Here is an 18,109-nt window from a genome sequence, read left to right on the forward strand (position 1 = left end):
GACCGGTGCGTGCCGAACAAGTACATCAAGTCCCCCTAGGCTCGTTGTGCACGACGGGTGTTTTCGTCATGCCATCGAGAGTCCCGCAAAACTTCGCGAACGCGCTGCCGCAACAGGACGCCGTGGATGTCCTCCGGTAGGCCGCGAGCCGCTCGCGGCGGTTCCGCCACCCGCACGGCGCGGTCGACGCGCTCGGCGGACTCCGGTCCGGCCCGCGACGTCACCGCGCCGGGGAACGTCGCCCGCAGGCGGGCGACCAGGTCGTCCGCGTCGTCGCCCAGCAGCACGTCGCACAGGCCCCCGTCGGTGAACGCGACGAGCACCAGACCGGAGGCGCACCGGGCGACGTGGTGGCGGATGCACGCACCCGCCCCGCCCGCGCGGAACATGGTCGGTGTCATGCCGAGGATGTCCCGCGCGCTGGCGTAGAACGCGCCGTTGGAGTTGAACCCCGCGCCGTAGATCGCGTCGGTCACGCTCGCCGCGGCGGCCAGCGCCGCGCGCACCCGGTCGGCCCGCAGCGCCGCCACGTACGCGTGCGGGGTCAAGCCCGTCACCGCCTTGAACATGCGGTGGAAGTGGAACCTGCTGAACCCGACCAGCCCGGCGAGGTCGTCCAGGCGCGGCGGTGGGCCCGTGCCGGCGACCAGGCGGCAGGCGCGGGTGACGGCGACGAGGGCCGGCTCGCGCAGCGCGTCCTCGTCCGGGCGGCACCGGCGGCACGGCCGGTACCCGGCGGCTTCCGCCTCGGCCGCGGTCGCGAAGAACACCACGTTCTCCCGGCGCGCCACGCGTGCCACGCACGTGGGCCGGTTGTAGACCCCGGTGGTGCGCACCGAGTAGAAGAACACGCCGTCCGCCGCGCTGCTCCGGGTGCGCACCGCGTCCCACCGCTCCTCGTCGGTGACCGTCACGGCGTGACCCCTCGCGCCACCCGCATCAGCTTCCGCCCGCGGACGAACTTCCCGTCGGCCGTCCGGGGCAGCTCGGGCACGACGTGGCAGCGGACCGGCACCCGCGCCCCGCTCAGCCACGACACCAGCCCGGCCTCGTCCAGCGCGGGCGACCCGGTGACGAGGGCTTCGACCACGCCGGAGCAGACCACGACGGCCTCGCGGACCCCGGGGTGCGCCTGGAGCGCCCGCTCGACCGCCAGCAGGTCGACGTCGTCGTGCTCCCGGCAGCAGCCGTCCACCCGGCCGCGCAGGCGCAGCGCGCCGGTGGCCGGCGCGACGGTCACCAGGTCGTGCGTCGACAGCCAGCCGCCGAGCCACGGCTCGGGAGCGTGCCGGTACGGCGACCGCGCGAGGTGGACTTCGAGGACGCCGCGCTCGACGCGGGTCCGCAGCCCCGGCAGCCGCACGCCGACCGAGTCCGGGCCGTGCGCGCCACGCGGGTCCGCCGCGAGCAGGCCGGTCTCGGTCGTGCCGTACGCCTGCCCGATGCGCACGCCGTACCGGTCGTGGAACCGCTCGAACACGCCGTGCGGCAGCACCTCGCCGCTGCTGACCGCGACTCGCGGCGCGCGCCGCGCCGGGTCCCGGGCGAGCGCGTCGAAGTGGTCCGGCCCGCCGAAGACCACGTCGGCGTCCGCCTTCGCGGGCGGGAAGAGCACCACCGCGCCGGCGTTCATGCTGTGCAGCAGCCCGCCGACGAAGCCGAAGGAGTGCGTGGTCGAGTCCAGCAGCAGCAGGTTCTCGCCGGCGGCGGGCATCCCGTCCACGGCGGCCATCCGGGTGAGTTCCGCGAGCAGCGACTCGGCGGTGCGGCCGACCAGCCTGCCGTCGCCGGTCGTGCCGGACGAGAACTGCACGAGGCAGCTCTCGTCGTCGGCGGGTCGACCACCGGGCCGTCTGCGGACCATCACCTCGCACTCGTCCGCGAACGCCCGGTGCGCGCGGTCGGAACCGCCGAAGCTGACGTGGAACTGCGGTCCGGCGTCGGCCAGGGCCGCCGCCAGGTCGACCCGCTGCGGCAGCAGGACGACGTGTGCGCCGAGGGACCACAACGCGAACACCGACCAGAGCTGGGTGAAGCTGGGCGTGCCGTGCAGCGCGACGGTGCTGCGCACCCCGACGCCGTGGTGCCGGTACACCCGGCGCAGCCACTCGACCTCCGACCGCATCCGGCCGTAGGTCACGGCTCGCGCGCCCCGCGCCCACAACGCGTCGTCGTCCGCCCGGCACACCAGTTCCTCGCCCCACCACGAGTTGCCGGCCAACTCCCATCTCCCCCTCCGGTCCGGTCACCGCGCCTCCCCGCGCGGCCGTCACCTCACTGCTCGACGCAGAACTCGCCGACCGGCCAGCCGACGTGGCGCTGATCGGTCGCGGTGTAGCCGAGGACCTGGTCGCCCGGCTTCAGCTCGGTCACGTTCAGCACGGCCGCGCCCGGCCCGAGGACCCGCACGTGCCAGTCGTCCTGCACGATCAGGTTGACCTGGACGCCGTCCTCGGACTCGGCCCGGATGCTCAGCAGGGGACGCGATTCCAGCTTGATCCGGCCGACCGTGATGCGGCGGGTGCGGCCGTCCGCGCCGACGCCGAGCACCGTGCTGCCCGCCTTCAGCTCGCTCAGGTAGTTCGTGCGGTTGTCCTGACCCAGCACGTACGAGTGCAGCGCGCCCGCGTTGATCCGGAACGGCCGGGTCGGCATGTACGGCAGCGGGTGCGTTTCGCTGCAACACAGGATGAAGCCCTGCGAGTAGCTGCCGACCAGCATCCCTTCGTCCTCGCCGAAGTGCGTGCAGGTGTCGACGCAGACGCGGTCGCCGAGGCCGACGTGCTCGACCGACGACACCGTGAGCTTGCTCAGGTTCAGCGGCGGGGTCTGCGCGCGCAGCACGTCCATCAGCCGGAAGACGTCGTCGGCGGTGGTGGGCGCGAGCAGCACGCCCTCCGAGCCCTTCTCCAGCACGTCCACGACGATCCGGGCCTCGGTGAGGTCGGCGGCGGCGCAGATGAGCTGCCCGGGAGCGCTGTCCGCGGCGGCGATCACGATCTCCAGCGGGATCTTCGTCGGGTCCTTGAAGCGCACCACGGTGTACGGCAGCGCGGTGGCCGAGCGGCAGGCCAGCGTGAGCGTCGCGTCGTCGACCACGTCCACCAGCGCGGCCACGTCCCGCTCACCGCCCCGGCTCGCGGCGAGCAACCCGTCCAGGGCGGCGTCGTCGGCGGCCTCGCGCAGCACCACCAGGTCGTCGTGCGCCGGTGCGCCGGTCGCGGGCAGCAGGACCTTGCGCACCGTGTTGGGCAGCGTGGCCAGCAGCGCGGGGTCGTCGTGGACGATGGCGTCGACCCGGGCGTGCACGGCGGCGTCGACCACGGACTCCCGCCGGGCCTCGGGCACGGCGCGGATGTCGATCCAAGCGAGTTTCACAGCACACCTGCCAGTTGTTGTCGCGTCGTGGGCTCTGATCGGGACGGGTCGCCGTGGACGACCGCGGCCAGCTCGCGGACCGCCCGACCGGGGTCGGCGCTGCCGAACACGCGCCGGCCGACCGCGAGCCCGCGGCAGCCCGCCGCGAGTGCCGCCGCGGCGAACCCGGTGAGGTCCGCCGTCGCGTCGGGGCCGCCCGCGACGAGGACCGGCAGCGGCGAGGCCGCCACCACCTCGGCCATCCCGGACACCGGCGCGGTGGACGTGGTCTTGACCAGGTCGACGCCGAGGTCCGCGGCGATGTTGACGACGTGCGCGAGCAGGTCGGGCCTGCCCGGGTCGGTGATCCGCGGCCCGCGCGGGTAGACCATCGCGAGCAGCGGCAGGCCCCAGCGGTCGCACGCGCGTGCCACCGCGCCGAGGTCGGCGAGCTGGGCGGCCTCGGTGTCCGAGCCGATGTTGACGTGCGCGCTGACCGCGTCCGCGCCCAGCCGCAGCGCCTCCTCGACGTCCCCGACCAGCACCTTCGCGTCGACGTCCGGTGCGTGCGCGGTGCTGGCGCTCAGGTGCACGATCAACGCGGTGCGGGTGAGCAGCGCCGGGTCGATCACCCGCGCGCGGCCCTTGTGCACGACCACCGCGTCCGCGCCGCCCCGGCACACGTCGGCCACCAGCCGCTCGAAGCCGGCCACGTCGGCGATCGGCCCGTCCGACAGCGAGTGGTCCATCGGCACGAACAGGAAGCGCCCGTCGCCGTGCCGGGACAACCGCGCCATGCGCAGCGACTTTCCGGTAAGAGGAGTGCCTGGCACCGTGCTCACCCACTTCAGGTCTGCGCGACCACCCCGGCTGGCGGGAGGTGCGGAAGGGCCGCCGCCACCACGGTCACAGAAGGCTCTGAAGGATGGAGCAAGCCCGGCCGCAACCGGTGCGGCGCGCGTGGTGTTCCCCTGGTCGTGGACCACTTCCCCGCACCGGACCTCGATGTCGCCGCGCTCGCCGCCGAACTCGACCGCACCGGTTTCGCCACCACGCCGCCGCTGCTCGACGCGCGCGAGTGCGCCGAGGTCGCCGGGTTGTTCTCGGCCGACGGCGTGTTCCGCAGCACCGTCGTGATGGCCCGGCACCAGTTCGGCGAGGGCAGCTACCGGTACTTCGACCACCCGCTGCCCGGGGTCGTCCGGCGCCTGCGCGAGCGGCTGTACCCGCCGCTGGCGCGGATCGCGAACGCCTGGGCCGACCGGCTGGGCGAGCCCGGCTTCCCGGACGACCTGGCCGGCCTGCACGCGCGGTGCGCCGCGGCCGGGCAGCTGCGGCCGACCCCGCTGCTGCTGCGGTACGAGGCGGGCGGCTACAACTGCCTGCACCAGGACCTCTACGGCGACGTGTGGTTCCCGCTCCAGGTGGCGATCATGCTCAACGCGCCGGACCGCGATTTCACCGGCGGGGAGAGCGTGTTCGTCGAGCAGCGGCCCCGTGCCCAGTCCCGGCCCATGGTCGCGCGCCCCGGTCTCGGCCAGGGACTGGTCTTCGCGGTCAACAGCCGCCCGGTGCCCTCGGCACGCGGGCACAAGCGGGTGGTGATGCGGCACGGCGTCAGCGAGGTCCGGTCCGGCGTGCGGCACACCCTGGGCATCATCTTCCACGACGCGCGATAGGGGGATCGCAACCGTATGCGGCGTCTGGTGTTCTTCAGGGCGTGGCCGATACCGACCAACTGACCGACGCCGTGGTCACGCGGCTGGCCGACGACCTGGATGCCGGGTTCGTCGACCTGGTGCGCGCGTACGAGAAGGTCGTGTACTCGGTGGCGTTAAGGGTGGGCGGGCCCGGTGACGCCGAGGACCTGGCGGCCGAGGCGTTCCTGCGCGCCTACCGGGCGCTGCTCGGCTACGACCGGGACCGCATCCTCGCGCTCCGGCCGCGGCCGTGGCTGCTGACCATCGTGCTGAACACGTGGCGCAACTCGGTGCGGGAGGCGGGCAGGCGGCCCAGCCAGGTGCCGCTCGGCGAAGCGGGTGACCTGCCGGGTGGCGGGCCGAGCGTGGAGGAGGCCGCCGAGCGCGCCGAGACCCGGCGCGACCTCGCGGTCCTGGTGGCGGCGCTGCCCACCACCCAGCGGGTGGCGGTGGTGCTGCGGCACGTGGTCGGCCTCCCGATCGGCGAGGTCGCCGCCGTGCTGGGTTGCCCGGACGGGACGGCCAAATCACACGTGTCACGGGGGCTTCGGCGGTTGCGGATGCTCTACCTGGGCCGTTCCGGGGGCGTCGGGGACGATGTCGGGAGCGCGCTCGTGCCGAGGAGGATGCCATGACCAACAACGGCAGCGATCCCGTCGTGGCCGCGCTGGGCGGCTTGGCGGCGACCGCGCCGACCGGGCTGCTGGACCGGGTCGTCAGCCGGTGGGTCCGGGTGCCGGGCCCGGTGGGCGACCTGTACGTGGCGTTCGGCGCGCAGGGCATCAGCTACGTCCGCACCGCGGCGTCGGTCGACGACTCGGCGGTGGAGTTCACCAGGTCGTTCCGGGACCGCTTCGCCCGACCGCTGGTGCCCGGCGAACGGCCGCCTGCCGGGCTGGTCGCCGCGCTGCGCACCGGCCGCACCCGGCAGCTGCGTTACGACCTGCGCGGGCTGACCCCGTTCGAGGTCGACGTGCTCACCGCCGCCGGCCGCATCCCCGCGGGCCAGGCCCGGCCGTACGCCTGGGTCGCCCGGGAGATCGGCCGGCCGGGCGCGGTGCGCGCGGTCGGCACGGCGCTCGGGCGCAACCCCGTGCCCGTGCTCATCCCGTGCCACCGCGTCACCCGTGCCGACGGGCAGGTGGGGGAGTACGTGTTCGGCACGCCGGTCAAGGAGGCGATGCTGCTGGCCGAGCACGTCGACCTCGGCGAGCTGCGCGAGCTGGCGAAGGCACGCGTGTTCTACATCGGCAGCGACACCACCGGGATCGTGTGCTTCCCGACCTGCGCCCACGCCCGGCGGATCACGCCACCGCACCGGCGCGGGTTCCGCACGGTCGACCAGGCCACCGAAGCCGGTTACCGCCCGTGCCTGCACTGCCGCCCCGCCCTGGCCGCGTCGGCGTGACGGCCGGGGTCACAGCGGGTAGGTGACCCCGCTGAGCCGTTCGGACGCTCGCCACAGGTGTTGTTGCAGGGCGGTGTCGTGTGCGCGGGCGGCGGCGGTGACCCGTTCCGGGTGGCCGTGGACCTCGAAGAGGCCACCCGGCCCGTAATACTCGCCGCCCCGGGCGGCGGGATCGGTGGCCGCGCGGAGGGTGGGCAGCGCGCCCATCGCCGGTGTCCGCCCGAGCAGCCGGGCGAGCAGCAGGTTCGGCGCGCGGAACCACGCCGAGGAGTTGCGGAACACCTCGGTGGCCGCGCCGCCGGGGTGCGCGGCCAGGGCCGAGGTGTCCGCGCCGGCGGCGCGCAACCGCCGGTGCAGCTCGTGGGAGAACAGCAGGTTCGCGAGTTTCGAACGGGCGTAGGCGCTGCGCCCGCCCGTCTGCGGGTCGGCGGGGTCGAGCACGCCGAGGCGGTGCCCGATGCTGCTGACCGTCACGACGCGGGAGCCCGGGGTGGCCAGGAGGCGGTCCGCCAGCAGGCCGGTGAGCGCGAAGTGGCCGAGGTGGTTCACCCCGAACTGGATCTCGAAGCCGTCCCGCGTGCGGCCCCTCAGCCCGGTCACCCCGGCGTTGTTGACCAACAGGTCGATCCGCCCGTGCTCGGCGATCGCCTCGGCCGCCCCGCGCACCGAGGCGAGCGAGGCGAGGTCGAGGTGCACCACGCGCACCTCGGCACCGGGTGCCACGCGGCTGATCCGCTCGGCCGCGTCGTCCGCCCGGCGCGGGTCGCGGCACGCGAGCACGACGGTGGCACCGCGTGCCGCGAGCGCGCGGGCCGTCTCGAAGCCGATGCCGGTGTTGGCGCCCGTGACCACCGCGACCCGGCCCCGCTGGTCGGGTATGTCCGCCTCGGTCCACACCACTGTGCCCTCCTAACCTGAACGGCTGGTTCAGGTTCTATTGTGAACCACGGGTTCAGGTTTTGGGCAAGGGAGGCGGGCGGATGAGTCCTCGGGCGGACGCGGTGCGCAACCGGACGGCGATCCTCGCCGCCGCGCGGGTGTTGATGGTGGCTCGTGGCCCGGACGTCGGCATGGACGACATCGCCGCCGGGGCCGGCGTGGCGGTGGGCACCCTCTACCGCCACTTCCCGACCAAGGCGCACCTGGTCGAGGCCATCGCCGCCGAGCTGGCGGCGGTGATCGCGGAGGTCTTGGACGCCGCCCTGGGCAGGATCGACGACGGCCGGTCCCGCGCGGCGGACGAGGTGCTCGCCCTGCTCCGCCGCGTCGTGGTCGACATGGGTCAGGAGCGCCTGTTGCGCGATGCCGTGGCGGGTCCCGGGTCGGACGCGTTGCACGACATCCGGGACAACGCCCTGCGCTCGCTGGCGAAGATGGTCGACCTCGCGCACGCCGAGGGTGCGTTGCGCCCGGACGTCACGGTGGAGGACATCGCCCTGTTGCTGGCGTGGTCACCGGATGCGCGTGCCTCGTCGCACGCTCGGGAGAGGTGGGTGACGCTCGCCCACCGCGCCCTTTTCCGCTGATCTCGCTGGAGTCCTCGTGCGCCGGGCGGCGACGCGGAGGGGCGGGAAGAGGAGTGCCACCAGCAGGGACAGGACCGGGACCGGTTGTCCCAGCAGGGCTTCGCCCAACGCGAAGTCCACGGCCGGTACGGCCAGGGCGGCGTAGAAGGCGCCGTTCGGGGCGGCGCGGGGGTTGGGGGTGGCGGCCCACGGGGTGCGGCGCCACGGTTTGGCGACGGAGAGCCAGACCTGCCCGGCCAGGGCCGTGGCCATCAGCAGGGAGCCGAGGCGCATCAGGGTCGGGTCGCCCGCCGGGTGCAGGTTCGGGCTGAGGATGAAGACGCCGGTGTAGAGCTGGGAGAGGGTCACCGCGAACTTGGTGAGCACCCACCAGTGGCGGAAGTGGCCCCAGGGGGTCAGCGCGGACAGCATCACGCCGGTGAAGGCCGAGGTGGTGGCGGCGAACTGGAGGATGTCGACGTCCAGTCGGAGGGCGACGGCGAACGCCGGTCCCGGGTCCGGTGCGCTCAACGCGTGGTTGACCGCGACGAAGAGGGCCAGCGCCATGCACATCCAGCAGGCCGACGTGATGACGTGCAACCAGACGAGCAGCTTCCGGCCCATGATCCCCCTTGGGTTGAGTGGCTACGTGTAGCCAGCCTACCTATTGGGTGGGGTGTTCGCAGCCACGCGCGGTCCGCCCGGTGGTGCCGGTCGGGCCGCGCCGAGCGGGGGCTCGCCGGTCGGGCCGGCCGCTCGCGGCTCCCGCACCCGCACCGTTCGCGTCGGGCGTGCGACGCCGCCTCGCTCGCGCGCCTTTCACCCGGCTAGCGGCTTCCGCGCCGACCCCGTCGCGCCGGTGCGGGACGCCGTCGCTCGCGCCCTTCGCCCGAGCCGCCGAGCCACCACGCCGCTGGTGACCCTCCGCTCGCCCTCCGCGACCGCTTCACCCCGAGCGGACCGGAGTGGTGGCGGGGGAGTGGCCGACCCTCCACTCGCGACGGTCGACGTCGGCCGGAGCCCGTCCGTTAACCCCGCGGACACGTGTGGAGCACCGGGAATTCGCCCGGTTGGTCGCACGGGTCTCAGTCGGCGCGGTCGGCTTGACAAGCACGCGCGACGTCGCCAATCCTCCGCACGTCTGGAACGTTCTGGTCGCCCGGAATCCCTTGTCCCGAGGAAGGTTCGACCCGTGACCCACACCCGAGTCCTCCGCTTGGCCGCCACCGGCGCGGCGGCGCTGGCGTTGATCGCCGCCTGTGGCGCGCCGCCCGCCAAGGAAGGCGCCGCCGCGGGCGGCTCCTCGGCCGCGACCGCCAAGTCCGCCGCCGACCTCGGCGGGCTGGACCAGCTCGTCGAGGCCGCCAAGAAGGAGGGCGGGCTCAACGTCATCGCCCTGCCACCGGACTGGGCCAACTACGGCGAGATCATCAAGGCGTTCGAGGCGAAGTACGGCATCAAGGTCGACTCCGCGCAGCCCGACGCGTCGAGCCAGGACGAGATCAACGCCGCCAAGCAGCTCAAGGGCAACGACCGCGCGCCCGACGTGTTCGACCTGGGCCTGAACGTGGCCCTGGCCAACAAGGACCTGTTCGCGCCCTACCAGGTGCGGACCTGGAACGACATCCCCGCCGAGCTGAAGGAGCCGAGCGGCCTCTACTACGGCGACTACGGCGGCTTCATGTCGATCGGGTACGACGCGGGCAAGGTGCCCGCGCCGACCACCGTCAAGGACCTGCTCAAGCCCGAGTACCAGGGCAAGGTGGCGCTCAACGGCGACCCGACGCAGGCGGGCGCGGCGTTCTCCGGCGTCGTGATGGCCGCGCTGGGCAACGGCGGCTCGGCCGACGACATCGCGCCCGGCGTCGAGTTCTTCAAGCAGCTCAAGGCCGCGGGCAACTTCCTGCCGGTCGACCCGTCGCCCGCGACCATCGAGTCCGGCCAGACGCCGGTCGTGATCGACTGGGACTACACCAACGCCGCCCAGACCGCGAAGCTCGCCGGCAAGGCGGACTGGAAGGTCGTGGTGCCGTCGGGCGCGCAGGTCGGCGCGTACTACAACCAGGCGATCAGCAAGGACGCGCCGCACCCGGCCGCCGCGCGGCTGTGGCAGGAGTTCCTGTACTCCGACGAGGGCCAGAACCTCTACCTCAAGGGCCTGTCCCGGCCGGTGCGGCTGGACGCGCTGACCACGTCCGGCAAGGTCGACGCCGCCGCGGCGGCGAAGCTGCCGAAGACCTCGGGCGAGCAGGTGTTCCTGACGCAGGACCAGGCGGACAAGGCGAAGAAGGCGTTGTCCGAGACGTGGGCCCAGGCGGTGGGCTGACCGGTGGTCGCACCCGTCGCCAACCCGGCCCGGGGCGACGCCGCCCCGGGCCGGCGGTGGCCCGCCTGGCTGGTCGTCGTGCCGTTCCTGGCCTACGTCGGCGTCTTCCTGGTCTACCCCACGGCGTTGGTGTTGATCGGGGCGTTCCAGGACGCGAACGGCGGCTTCACGCTGGACAACGTCGGCGCGTTGACCAGGGGCGTGCACCTCCAGGCGTTCCTGCGCAGCGTGGAGCTTTCGGCGTTGACGGCCCTGCTGGGCGCGGTGCTCGGGGCGCTGCTGTCGTGGGCGGTCGCGGCGGGTCGGCCCGACGGGTTGCCGCGCCGCGTGGTGGTGGCCGGGTCCGGTGTGCTGGCGCAGTTCGGCGGCGTGCCGCTGGCGTTCGCCTTCCTCGCCACGGTGGGTTTCCAGGGCCTCGTCACGCAGGTGCTGCGCGAGCGGTTCGGGGTCGACCTGTTCGCGCACGGCGCGTGGTTGTTCGAGCTGCCGGGGTTGACCCTGGTCTACACGTTCTTCCAGGTACCGCTGATGGTGATCGTGTTCCTGCCCGCCCTGGACGGCCTGCGTCCACAGTGGAGGGAGGCGGTGGCGAGCCTGGGCGGCAACTCCTGGACCTACTGGCGGCACGTGGGCGGTCCAGTCCTGCTGCCCGCCTTCCTCGGCGCGGCGCTGCTGCTGTTCGCCAACGCGTTCTCCGCCTACGCGACGGCCGCCGCCCTCGTCTCCCAGGGCAGCCCGATCGTGCCGCTCCAGATCCGGGGCGCGTTGACCGGTGAGGTCCTGCTGGGTCAGGAGAACACCGGCAAGGCGCTGGGCCTGGGCATGGTGGTCGTGGTGGCGGTGGCGATGGGCCTGCACGCCCTGCTGCAACGGAGGTTCGCGCGATGGCGGTGAAGGTCGTGCGCTGGTTGGTCCTCCTGGCGTTCGGGGTGTTCTTCCTGCTGCCGCTGCTGGCGATGGCGGAGTTCTCGACGCGTGGCGCGGGCGGCACGCGCAGCCTCGACTCGTGGTCCGGCATCGTGACGGACCCGGACCTCGTGGACGCGATCCTGGTGTCCGTCCAGCTCGCGGTCGCCGGTTCGCTGCTGGTGCTGGTGCTGCTCGTGCCGACCATGACGTGGATCCGGCTGCGGCTGCCGCGGTTGCGCCGCCCGGTGGAGTTCCTGTGCCTGCTGCCCATCGCGATCCCGGCGATCGTGCTGGTGGTCGGCATGGCGCCGCTCTACGCGTGGGTGGACTACTTCCTCGGCGGCTCGCCGCTGACGCTGACGTTCGCCTACGCCGTGCTGGTGCTGCCGTTCGCGTACCGGGCGATCGACGCGGGCCTGTCCGCCATCGACCTCAAGACGCTGGCGGAGGCCGCGCGCGGACTCGGCGCGTCGTGGGCCGCGGTGCTGCTGAGGGTCGTGGTGCCGAACATCCGGACGGCGTTGATCGGGGCGTCGCTGCTGTCCGTCGCGCTGGTGCTGGGCGAGTTCACCGTGGCCTCGCTGCTGAACTTCGACACGTTGCAGGTGCGGGTGAACCTGCTCGGCAAGCGGAACGCGGGCGTTTCCATCGCCGTGTCCCTGCTGAGCCTGCTGTTCGCGTTCGCCCTGCTGTTCCTGCTCTCGTTCGTGGGCGAGCGGCGCCGGGGCGCCGCCGCCGGGGAAGGCTGAGATGGGTCACCTGGAGTTGCGCGGGCTGCGCAAGTCGTTCGGCGGGCAGGCCGCCCTCGCGGGGCTGGACCTCGAACTGGCGCGTGGCGAGCTGGTCAGCCTGCTCGGGCCGAGCGGGTGCGGCAAGACCACGGCGTTGCGCATCGTCGCCGGGTTCGAGACCGCCGACGCGGGTTCGGTGCGGGTCGACGGCCACGACATCACCGGCGTCCCGGCGAACAAGCGCGACATGGGCATGGTCTTCCAGGCGTACAGCCTGTTCCCGAACATGACCGCCGCGCAGAACATCGCGTTCGGCCGGAAGCTGCGCAAGAAGGCCGACCGGACGGGGGAGCTGCTGGAGCTGGTCGGCCTGGGCCACCTGGGCAAGCGGTACCCGCACCAGCTCTCCGGCGGTCAGCAGCAGCGCGTGGCGCTCGCGCGCGCGTTGGCCATCGAGCCCCGCGTGCTGCTGCTGGACGAGCCGTTGTCCGCGCTGGACGCCAAGGTGCGCGTCAACCTGCGTGACGAGATCCGGCGCATCCAGACCGAACTGGGCATGACGACGTTGTTCGTCACGCACGACCAGGAGGAGGCGCTGGCCGTCTCCGACCGGGTGGGCGTGATGTCGCACGGCAGGCTGGAGCAACTGGACACGCCCAGCGTGGTGTACCGGCAGCCCGCGTCCGCGTTCGTGGCGCAGTTCGTGGGCGTGACCAACACCGTGCTCGGCACGGCCGTGGCGGGTGGTGTGCGGATCGGGGCGTTCCGGCTCGCCACCGCCGCGGCGGAGGGCATCGCGGACGGCGCGGACGTGCACGTCATCGTGCGGCCGGAGGACATCGGCGTCGCGCAGCACAGCGGTCAGGACAACGGTGCGTTGGTCGGCACCGTGGTGGCGCAGAGCTTCCTGGGTCCGGTGACGCGGTTGTCCGTGCGGCTCGCGGGCGGTGACCAGGTGGTGCGGGTGGATCAGCCGTCCAGCCGCGCGGGTGACTTCCCGGTGGGCACCGCGGTCGCGCTGGACCTCGCGGCGGCCCGGTTGCTGGTGGTGGCGGTGTGACCCCGCGGCGGGTCCGCCCGGCCGGACGACCGGGCGGACCCGCCGCGTCACGGGGTCACCTCGGGAACAGGTCCCGGTAGTGGCCCTGGGTCTGCACGTTCAGCTCGCCCACGCGGACGGACTTCGCGACCGCCGTGCGCGGGTCGCGGATGTCCAGCACGTCCAGGCCCTTGGCCATGTCGGACGAGTAGATGTAGCCGTTGTAGTAGTACGCCGACCACGCGCCGCCGCCCTTGCCGTCCGGCAGCGGGCCGCGCTCGAACCAGCCGATCTCCCTGGGGCGGCGGGAATCGGTGAAGTCCCACACCGAGATGCCGCCCTGGTACCACGCCTGCACCATGATGTCGCGCCCCGGCACGGGGATCAGCGAACCGTTGTGCGCCACGCAGTTCTCCGTGTCGGCCTGGGTCCGGGAGATCTTGTAGTAGGAGCGGAACTCCAACTTGCGGTGGTCACCGCGCCCGGTGATGTCGTAGATGCCGTCCGCGCCGCGCTCGGCACCGATGGTCGGGTTGCAGGTGGCCGCGCCGCCGCCGCCCAGCTCGTCGGTGAAGACCACCTTGGTGCCGTCGTTGTTGAACGTCGCCGAGTGCCAGAACGCGAAGTTCACGTCGTCCTGGACGCGGCTGATCTCGCGGGGCTTCTCCCGGTCGGAGATGTCCCACAGCACGCCGTCACCCATGCACGCGCCCGCGGCGAGGTCCTTGGCCGGGTAGACGGTGATGTCGTGGCAGCCGGAGGTCGGCGTCACGTAGCCGCTCGGCACGGTGCCCGACCGGCCGGGGTTGCCGCCGTCCGGGAACAACACCCGCTCGGACAGCACGTGCGCCGCCGCCGGGTTCTTCAGCGGCACCTTCACCACGGAGATCAGGTCGTGCGGGGGCTGGCAGTCCGGGAACGTCGCATTCGGGCTGTAGGACGACACGTACAGGTAGACGTCCTTGCCCTTCTTGTCCGGCACGAGCGTGTGGGTGTGGGAACCGCACTTGGTCTCGACGGCGGCGACGTAACGCGGGTTGCGCTTGTCGCTGATGTCGAAGACCTTGATTCCTTCCCACGCCTCTTTGTTGGTCGCGGGCAGCGGGGTGCTGGCGCAGGAGTTGTCGCTGCGCGAGGAGTCCGTGGACAGGAACAGCAGATCGCCCCGGACCGAGACGTCGTTCTGCGAGCCGGGGCAGAGGACCGTGCTCACGATCTTGGGTTTGCGCGGGTTGCGGACGTCGTAGATGACGAACCCGTCGTAGTTGCCGTCGAACGCGTAGCCGTCCTGGAAGGCCAGGTCGGTCCACGTCGAGGACTCCGTGAACGGAGCCGGCTTCGGCAGGTTGGCGATGTGCTTGACGTTGCGGCTGTTGCGGATCTCGTCCACACCGGGAATGCCCGTGCCCGGCTGCTCCGGTGCGCTGAGCTGGGTCTCCGAGAGACCGGCCAGGTCCGCGTCCGGGTCCGCCGCCGCCTGCGGTGTCCAGACCAGGGTCGAGAGGGCGAGTGCGAACGCCCCCGCGGTCGCGGCGGCTCTGCGCCGCCGCGCCGAATCGCGTGCTGCTGTCACTTCAGGTCGCCCCTTCCAAACCTGTAGCAGAAACCGCAGTATCAACCCTCGGATGTGCCCGCCACCAGCTCCATTGGTCGGTTATGCGTCTATTCCGACCCATGGGACGCGGAGTACGGTGACGGGATCGGAGGCGAGGGGACCGGGGATATGCGGGTCTTGTTGATCGCGGCGGCGATCGCCTTTTCGGCCGCGTGCACGTCCCCACCGGCGGCGGACGCACCGCCGGTGATCGTGCCCGGCGCACCCGGCGAGCAGGCGCGCACGGTGGCCCCGGGCGACGTCGGCACCGACCGGTGGGTCGCGCCGAACGAGGCCGACCTGAAGTACGTGGCGGGCATGATCGTCCACCACGAGCAGGCGCTGGAGATGTCGGCGCTCGCGCCCGAGCGGGCGCGGCACGAGACCGTGCGCGGGCTGGCGGCACGCATCCACGACACCCAAGGGCCCGAGATCGGCGCGATGCGGCAGTGGCGGGACCAGTTCGCGCGTGACGCGCCCGCGCACGGCCACCGCGGGCAACTGCCGGAGGTGGCGCACGCGGCCATGCCCGGCATGGCTTCCCCGGATCAGCTCGCCGCGTTGCGGGCCGCGCGTGGTGACGACTTCGACCGGCTCTTCCTGAGCCTGATGATCGCCCACCACGAGGGCGCGTTGCGGATGGCGACCGAGTTGCTGTCGTCGGGTTCGGACGTGCGGGTCGAGGAGATGGCGAACGACGTGGTCGCGTCCCAGTCCGACGAGATCGCGCGGATGCGGGCGATCACGATCCCGTGAGCGGCACCAGGTCCTCGGCCGGGTGGAACGTCTCCACTGCGTTGCCGGTGACGTGCCGGGCGATGCCCGCGTTGCGGCGGTGCGCCTCCTTGAACGAGTCGGAGGCGACCCACGCCTTGAAGTCGTCCTCGGTGTCGAACTCGTTGATCGACACGTACGGCTGATCGGGTCGGGTGGGGCGCAGCAGCGTGCTGCGGCGCAAACCGGGGACGCCCGGCAGGTACGTGCGCATGTTCGCCCCGAAGTGCGACTCGAACTCCTCCGCGCGTTCCGCGGGCACGAACAGCCGGTTGGTCGCGACGAACACGGGCACCTCCAAGTTCCCTACGCTACGTCGGCAACTATTCCAACGCTGCGTTGGAAAAACAAGGGGGCCGGCCGGCGACTAGGATGTCCCGGGTGCCGAAGATCAGCGCCGCGACCGTCGCGCAGCACCGCGCGAACCGGCTGCGCGACCTGCTCGACGCGGGCCGCGCGATCGTCGCCGAAGAGGGCCCCGAGGCGTTGACCCTCGCCGCGCTCGCCCGCCGGGTCGGCCTGTCCCGCCCGTCGCTCTACGAATACTTCCGGTCGCGGGAGGAACTGGTCGCGGCCATCGTCACCGATGAGCTGCCCGACCAGGCACGTCGGCTCGCGGAGGCGGTGCACGCCGTCGACGGCGTGCCGGCCAGGGTCGAGGCGTACCTGCGGACCGTCCTGGAGATCATCGTGGACGGCAGCCACGGCGCCGTCGTGGCCCTGTCCGCCCACGCCCTGCCCGAGCCGAGCCGCCGCCGCATCCGGGCGGAGCACGAGAAGCTGCTCGCGCCGCTGGCCGGGGTGCTGATCGAGGCGCGCGTGCCGCAGCCGGGGCTGCGGGCGCTGCTCATCCACGGCTCCGTGGAGGCCGCCGCCCGGACCCTGCGCCCGGGTGACGTGGCGCAGAGCGAGAACGTCCTCCAGGCGTTGCTGGACCTCGTTCTGCACGGAATCGGCGTGGACCGGAAGAACACCCGTCCCGATTACCCGCGCTGATCGGGAGAGGGCTCCGCGTGAGCCGGCCCGGGTAATCACGGGCGATCTGCGCGGGTGCACGGGTGGATTCTCCGGGCGGTGCGGCAGCGGATCGTCGTGGGCGTGGTGATCGGGGTGTTTGCCGTGGTCCGGACCGTCTCGCGGGCTTCGGGTCGACCGGCGCAACGGTTCCGCCGCCGATTGTCGCAGCCGTTCCGGGCGGTTCCCGGGAATTGTCGCGGATTCTCCGGTGGAATTTCTTTTCCAGTGCTCTCGCCCTTTCGGGGGTACCTGGCTTCGGGTTCCCGGAGTTAGTCTCGGTCGTCACGGGGCGGTGATCGGGGGCTGACGTGGCGGAGCGGGGAAGGCCGCACCTCGTGGAGGTGGCGGGCGACGGGTCGCGGTGGGCCAAGGGCTCGGCCAGCAACACGGACCCACAGGGCAACTGCGTGGAGCTGGCGCGATCCGGCGTGCGGGTGCTGGTGCGGTCGTCCCGGAATCCTGGAGAAAGGCTCGCTTTCCCGGGGTCCGCCTGGGCCTCGTTCCTCGAACGGATTCGCCCGATCGTCTGAACATGTGCGCCTTTCCGCATCCCGGGCGGCCCGGAAGCGGCGGTGTTCAGAATCCCCTTCAGATCCGGTGACGTGCGATGACGGTTATTCCATGCCGCGCGTGCACCGGGGTGTTGGCCTTCTGCTTAGATGCGCGCTGTCAATTGGACGGCAAGCGTACTGCCTGCCGTCGTTCTGCTCCGCTACCATCTGCCATGTAGCAGATTGCCACGTGACCAATGGTGGCGGCCGATGAGGAGGCCGTTCATGACCCCTGGGTCGAACCCGCTCGCCGACCGGCGGCGGCTGCGCACGGAGCTGCGGCAGAAGCGTGATGCCCTCGGCATGACGCAGAAGGACGTCGTGGAGGCCCTGGAGTGGTCGCCGTCGAAGCTCATCCGGATCGAGAAGGGTTCGGTGGGCATCTCGATCACCGACCTCAAGGCGTTGCTGCTGCACTACGGCGTCACAGACGGTGAAACGGTCGACCGGCTCGTCCGGTTGGCGCGCAACGCCAAGTCGTCCGCCTGGTGGAACGAGTACCGCTCGGTCTCACCCAGGTTCCAGAAGTTCGTCGCGTTCGAGTCCTCGGCCATCCGGATCCGGCAGTACCAGGGCCTGGTGTTCCCCGGCCTGCTCCAGGACCGGGCGTACGTCGAGGCGTTGATGCACGAGTCGCACACCGAGCACGGGCAGCGGATGGTGGGCGCCCGGCTCAAGCGCCAGGAGATCATCACCGACGACGGCCCCGAGCTGCGGTTCATCCTCGACGAGTCGGTCCTCCACCGGGAGGTCGGCGACCACGCGGTGATGAGGGCGCAACTGGAGCACGTCAAGGAACTGGCCGCGCACCCCAACGTGTCCGTGCGGCTGATCCCGTTCTCGGCCGGCGTGCACAAGGGCATGACGGCGTCGTTCGCGATCTTCGAGCTGTCCGACGAGCGGGACGACCACGCGGTGCTGCTGGAAGGGCCGTACGAGGACGTGCTGTACGAGGACCCGTCGGACGAGACGGCCAAGTACGTCGACACCTTCGCCGAGTTGGAGGAGATCGCGCTCTCGCCGGAGGAGACCTCGGTCGCCTTCGACCGGCGGCTGCGCCGACTGGGGGAGGAGGACTGAGACGGGTGGGCCCCGCGGCCCGCCCGCGGGCGACCGACCTCCGCACCCCGCCAAGAGTTCGAGGACTCGCCGCCGAGCGCACAGCGCACGACGCCCGCCGTTGCCGCCCGTAGCCCGG

The 18,109-nt window shown here is 72.3% G+C and carries 20 protein-coding genes; 12 read left to right on the forward strand and 8 right to left on the reverse strand.

Going from position 1 to position 18,109, the window contains the following annotated elements; translation table 11 throughout:
- Nucleotides 1-35 precede the first annotated feature (35 nt).
- The 4 genes from KZQ38_RS10195 to KZQ38_RS10210 are packed head-to-tail and all read right to left on the reverse strand — an operon-like array spanning nucleotide 36 to nucleotide 4,154.
- Nucleotides 36-914 carry a bifunctional transcriptional activator/DNA repair enzyme AdaA gene (locus KZQ38_RS10195; protein ID WP_219440491.1) on the reverse strand — a complete coding sequence of 293 codons (879 nt, stop codon included), beginning with the start codon at nucleotides 912-914 and terminating at the stop codon, nucleotides 36-38.
- Nucleotides 911-2,221, reverse strand: a complete 1,311-nt coding sequence (locus tag KZQ38_RS10200) for a class I adenylate-forming enzyme family protein (RefSeq protein WP_219440493.1) — start codon at nucleotides 2,219-2,221, stop codon at nucleotides 911-913. Before KZQ38_RS10200 ends, KZQ38_RS10195 begins: the two co-directional genes overlap by 4 nt.
- 53 nt (nucleotides 2,222-2,274) lie before the next feature.
- Nucleotides 2,275-3,378 carry a 3-dehydroquinate synthase II family protein gene (locus KZQ38_RS10205; RefSeq protein WP_219440495.1) on the reverse strand — a complete coding sequence of 368 codons (1,104 nt, stop codon included), beginning with the start codon at nucleotides 3,376-3,378 and terminating at the stop codon, nucleotides 2,275-2,277.
- Nucleotides 3,375-4,154 carry a 2-amino-3,7-dideoxy-D-threo-hept-6-ulosonate synthase gene (locus KZQ38_RS10210; RefSeq protein WP_219440497.1) on the reverse strand — a complete coding sequence of 260 codons (780 nt, stop codon included), beginning with the start codon at nucleotides 4,152-4,154 and terminating at the stop codon, nucleotides 3,375-3,377. The genes KZQ38_RS10205 and KZQ38_RS10210 overlap by 4 nt, the downstream gene beginning before the upstream one ends.
- Nucleotides 4,155-4,334: 180 nt before the next feature.
- Here KZQ38_RS10210 and KZQ38_RS10215 point away from each other — a divergent pair, with 180 nt between their 5' ends.
- The 3 genes from KZQ38_RS10215 to KZQ38_RS10225 are packed head-to-tail and all read left to right on the forward strand — an operon-like array spanning nucleotide 4,335 to nucleotide 6,465.
- Nucleotides 4,335-5,036, forward strand: a complete 702-nt coding sequence (locus tag KZQ38_RS10215; protein ID WP_308258332.1) for a 2OG-Fe(II) oxygenase — start codon at nucleotides 4,335-4,337, stop codon at nucleotides 5,034-5,036.
- A 41-nt stretch (nucleotides 5,037-5,077) separates the two neighbouring features.
- The gene (locus KZQ38_RS10220; RefSeq protein WP_219440499.1) at nucleotides 5,078-5,692 is read left to right on the forward strand and encodes an RNA polymerase sigma factor; all 615 of its coding nucleotides are present in this window, start codon (nucleotides 5,078-5,080) and stop codon (nucleotides 5,690-5,692) included.
- Nucleotides 5,689-6,465 (forward strand): methylated-DNA--[protein]-cysteine S-methyltransferase, encoded by a 777-nt coding sequence (locus KZQ38_RS10225; protein WP_219440508.1) that lies wholly within the window; start codon nucleotides 5,689-5,691, stop codon nucleotides 6,463-6,465. Before KZQ38_RS10220 ends, KZQ38_RS10225 begins: the two co-directional genes overlap by 4 nt.
- 9 nt (nucleotides 6,466-6,474) lie before the next feature.
- Here KZQ38_RS10225 and KZQ38_RS10230 read toward each other — a convergent pair whose 3' ends face one another.
- Nucleotides 6,475-7,365, reverse strand: coding sequence for an oxidoreductase (locus tag KZQ38_RS10230; protein WP_219440524.1), 891 nt, complete (start codon nucleotides 7,363-7,365; stop codon nucleotides 6,475-6,477).
- An 80-nt stretch (nucleotides 7,366-7,445) separates the two neighbouring features.
- Between KZQ38_RS10230 and KZQ38_RS10235 the strand changes: the two genes are divergently transcribed.
- Nucleotides 7,446-7,991 (forward strand): TetR/AcrR family transcriptional regulator, encoded by a 546-nt coding sequence (locus KZQ38_RS10235; RefSeq protein ID WP_219440526.1) that lies wholly within the window; start codon nucleotides 7,446-7,448, stop codon nucleotides 7,989-7,991.
- Here KZQ38_RS10235 and KZQ38_RS10240 read toward each other — a convergent pair.
- Nucleotides 7,917-8,594 carry a hypothetical protein gene (locus KZQ38_RS10240; RefSeq protein WP_219440528.1) on the reverse strand — a complete coding sequence of 226 codons (678 nt, stop codon included), beginning with the start codon at nucleotides 8,592-8,594 and terminating at the stop codon, nucleotides 7,917-7,919. The two genes, KZQ38_RS10235 and KZQ38_RS10240, sit on opposite strands and share 75 nt — an antisense overlap.
- A 568-nt stretch (nucleotides 8,595-9,162) precedes the next feature.
- Between KZQ38_RS10240 and KZQ38_RS10245 the strand changes: the two genes are divergently transcribed.
- From KZQ38_RS10245 to KZQ38_RS10260, 4 genes are read left to right on the forward strand one after another with little or no spacing between them, the layout of a single operon-like run.
- Nucleotides 9,163-10,296, forward strand: coding sequence for an ABC transporter substrate-binding protein (locus tag KZQ38_RS10245; protein WP_219440530.1), 1,134 nt, complete (start codon nucleotides 9,163-9,165; stop codon nucleotides 10,294-10,296).
- 3 nt (nucleotides 10,297-10,299) lie between these two features.
- Complete coding sequence (locus tag KZQ38_RS10250; protein ID WP_219440532.1) at nucleotides 10,300-11,190, forward strand: ABC transporter permease; 891 nt, start codon at nucleotides 10,300-10,302, stop codon at nucleotides 11,188-11,190.
- Nucleotides 11,181-11,954, forward strand: a complete 774-nt coding sequence (locus tag KZQ38_RS10255) for an ABC transporter permease (protein WP_219440541.1) — start codon at nucleotides 11,181-11,183, stop codon at nucleotides 11,952-11,954. The genes KZQ38_RS10250 and KZQ38_RS10255 overlap by 10 nt, the downstream gene beginning before the upstream one ends.
- A 1-nt stretch (nucleotide 11,955) precedes the next feature.
- On the forward strand, nucleotides 11,956-12,996 hold the full coding sequence (locus tag KZQ38_RS10260; protein WP_219440543.1) for an ABC transporter ATP-binding protein: 1,041 nt from the start codon (nucleotides 11,956-11,958) through the stop codon (nucleotides 12,994-12,996).
- 55 nt (nucleotides 12,997-13,051) lie between these two features.
- Here KZQ38_RS10260 and KZQ38_RS10265 read toward each other — a convergent pair whose 3' ends face one another.
- Complete coding sequence (locus KZQ38_RS10265; RefSeq protein ID WP_219440552.1) at nucleotides 13,052-14,548, reverse strand: LVIVD repeat-containing protein; 1,497 nt, start codon at nucleotides 14,546-14,548, stop codon at nucleotides 13,052-13,054.
- A 150-nt stretch (nucleotides 14,549-14,698) separates the two neighbouring features.
- Here KZQ38_RS10265 and KZQ38_RS10270 point away from each other — a divergent pair, with 150 nt between their 5' ends.
- A complete protein-coding gene (locus tag KZQ38_RS10270) occupies nucleotides 14,699-15,325 on the forward strand; it encodes a DUF305 domain-containing protein (RefSeq protein ID WP_219440554.1) in 627 nt (208 codons plus the stop codon).
- On the opposite strand, the gene KZQ38_RS10275 is transcribed toward KZQ38_RS10270, so the two are convergent.
- A complete protein-coding gene (locus KZQ38_RS10275; protein WP_308258379.1) occupies nucleotides 15,312-15,638 on the reverse strand; it encodes an antibiotic biosynthesis monooxygenase family protein in 327 nt (108 codons plus the stop codon). The genes KZQ38_RS10270 and KZQ38_RS10275 overlap by 14 nt on opposite strands.
- 86 nt (nucleotides 15,639-15,724) lie before the next feature.
- Between KZQ38_RS10275 and KZQ38_RS10280 the strand changes: the two genes are divergently transcribed.
- From KZQ38_RS10280 to KZQ38_RS10290, 3 genes are all read left to right on the forward strand, one after another.
- Entirely contained in the window at nucleotides 15,725-16,339 is a 615-nt protein-coding gene (locus tag KZQ38_RS10280; RefSeq protein ID WP_219440556.1) for a TetR/AcrR family transcriptional regulator, read from the forward strand.
- 362 nt (nucleotides 16,340-16,701) lie between these two features.
- The gene (locus KZQ38_RS10285; RefSeq protein ID WP_219441768.1) at nucleotides 16,702-16,890 is read left to right on the forward strand and encodes a DUF397 domain-containing protein; all 189 of its coding nucleotides are present in this window, start codon (nucleotides 16,702-16,704) and stop codon (nucleotides 16,888-16,890) included.
- 246 nt (nucleotides 16,891-17,136) lie between these two features.
- Nucleotides 17,137-17,991, forward strand: a complete 855-nt coding sequence (locus tag KZQ38_RS10290) for a helix-turn-helix domain-containing protein (protein ID WP_219440558.1) — start codon at nucleotides 17,137-17,139, stop codon at nucleotides 17,989-17,991.
- Nucleotides 17,992-18,109: the final 118 nt, after the last annotated feature.

It is taken from the genome of Saccharothrix obliqua (assembly GCF_019375475.1).
Lineage (GTDB): Bacteria > Actinomycetota > Actinomycetes > Mycobacteriales > Pseudonocardiaceae > Actinosynnema > Actinosynnema obliqua.

What these genes read in the sequence shown, in the direction of transcription:
- KZQ38_RS10255 (WP_219440541.1), top strand. Translation starts at nt 11,181, where the DNA reads ATGGCGGTGAAGGTCGTGCGCTGGTTGGTCCTCCTGGCGTTCGGGGTG.
- KZQ38_RS10235 (WP_219440526.1), top strand. Translation starts at nt 7,446, where the DNA reads ATGAGTCCTCGGGCGGACGCGGTGCGCAACCGGACGGCGATCCTCGCC.
- KZQ38_RS10225 (WP_219440508.1), top strand. Translation starts at nt 5,689, where the DNA reads ATGACCAACAACGGCAGCGATCCCGTCGTGGCCGCGCTGGGCGGCTTG.
- KZQ38_RS10290 (WP_219440558.1), top strand. Translation starts at nt 17,137, where the DNA reads ATGACCCCTGGGTCGAACCCGCTCGCCGACCGGCGGCGGCTGCGCACG.
- KZQ38_RS10260 (WP_219440543.1), top strand. Translation starts at nt 11,956, where the DNA reads ATGGGTCACCTGGAGTTGCGCGGGCTGCGCAAGTCGTTCGGCGGGCAG.
- KZQ38_RS10270 (WP_219440554.1), top strand. Translation starts at nt 14,699, where the DNA reads ATGCGGGTCTTGTTGATCGCGGCGGCGATCGCCTTTTCGGCCGCGTGC.
- KZQ38_RS10210 (WP_219440497.1), bottom strand. Translation starts at nt 4,154, where the DNA reads ATGGCGCGGTTGTCCCGGCACGGCGACGGGCGCTTCCTGTTCGTGCCG.
- KZQ38_RS10240 (WP_219440528.1), bottom strand. Translation starts at nt 8,594, where the DNA reads ATGGGCCGGAAGCTGCTCGTCTGGTTGCACGTCATCACGTCGGCCTGC.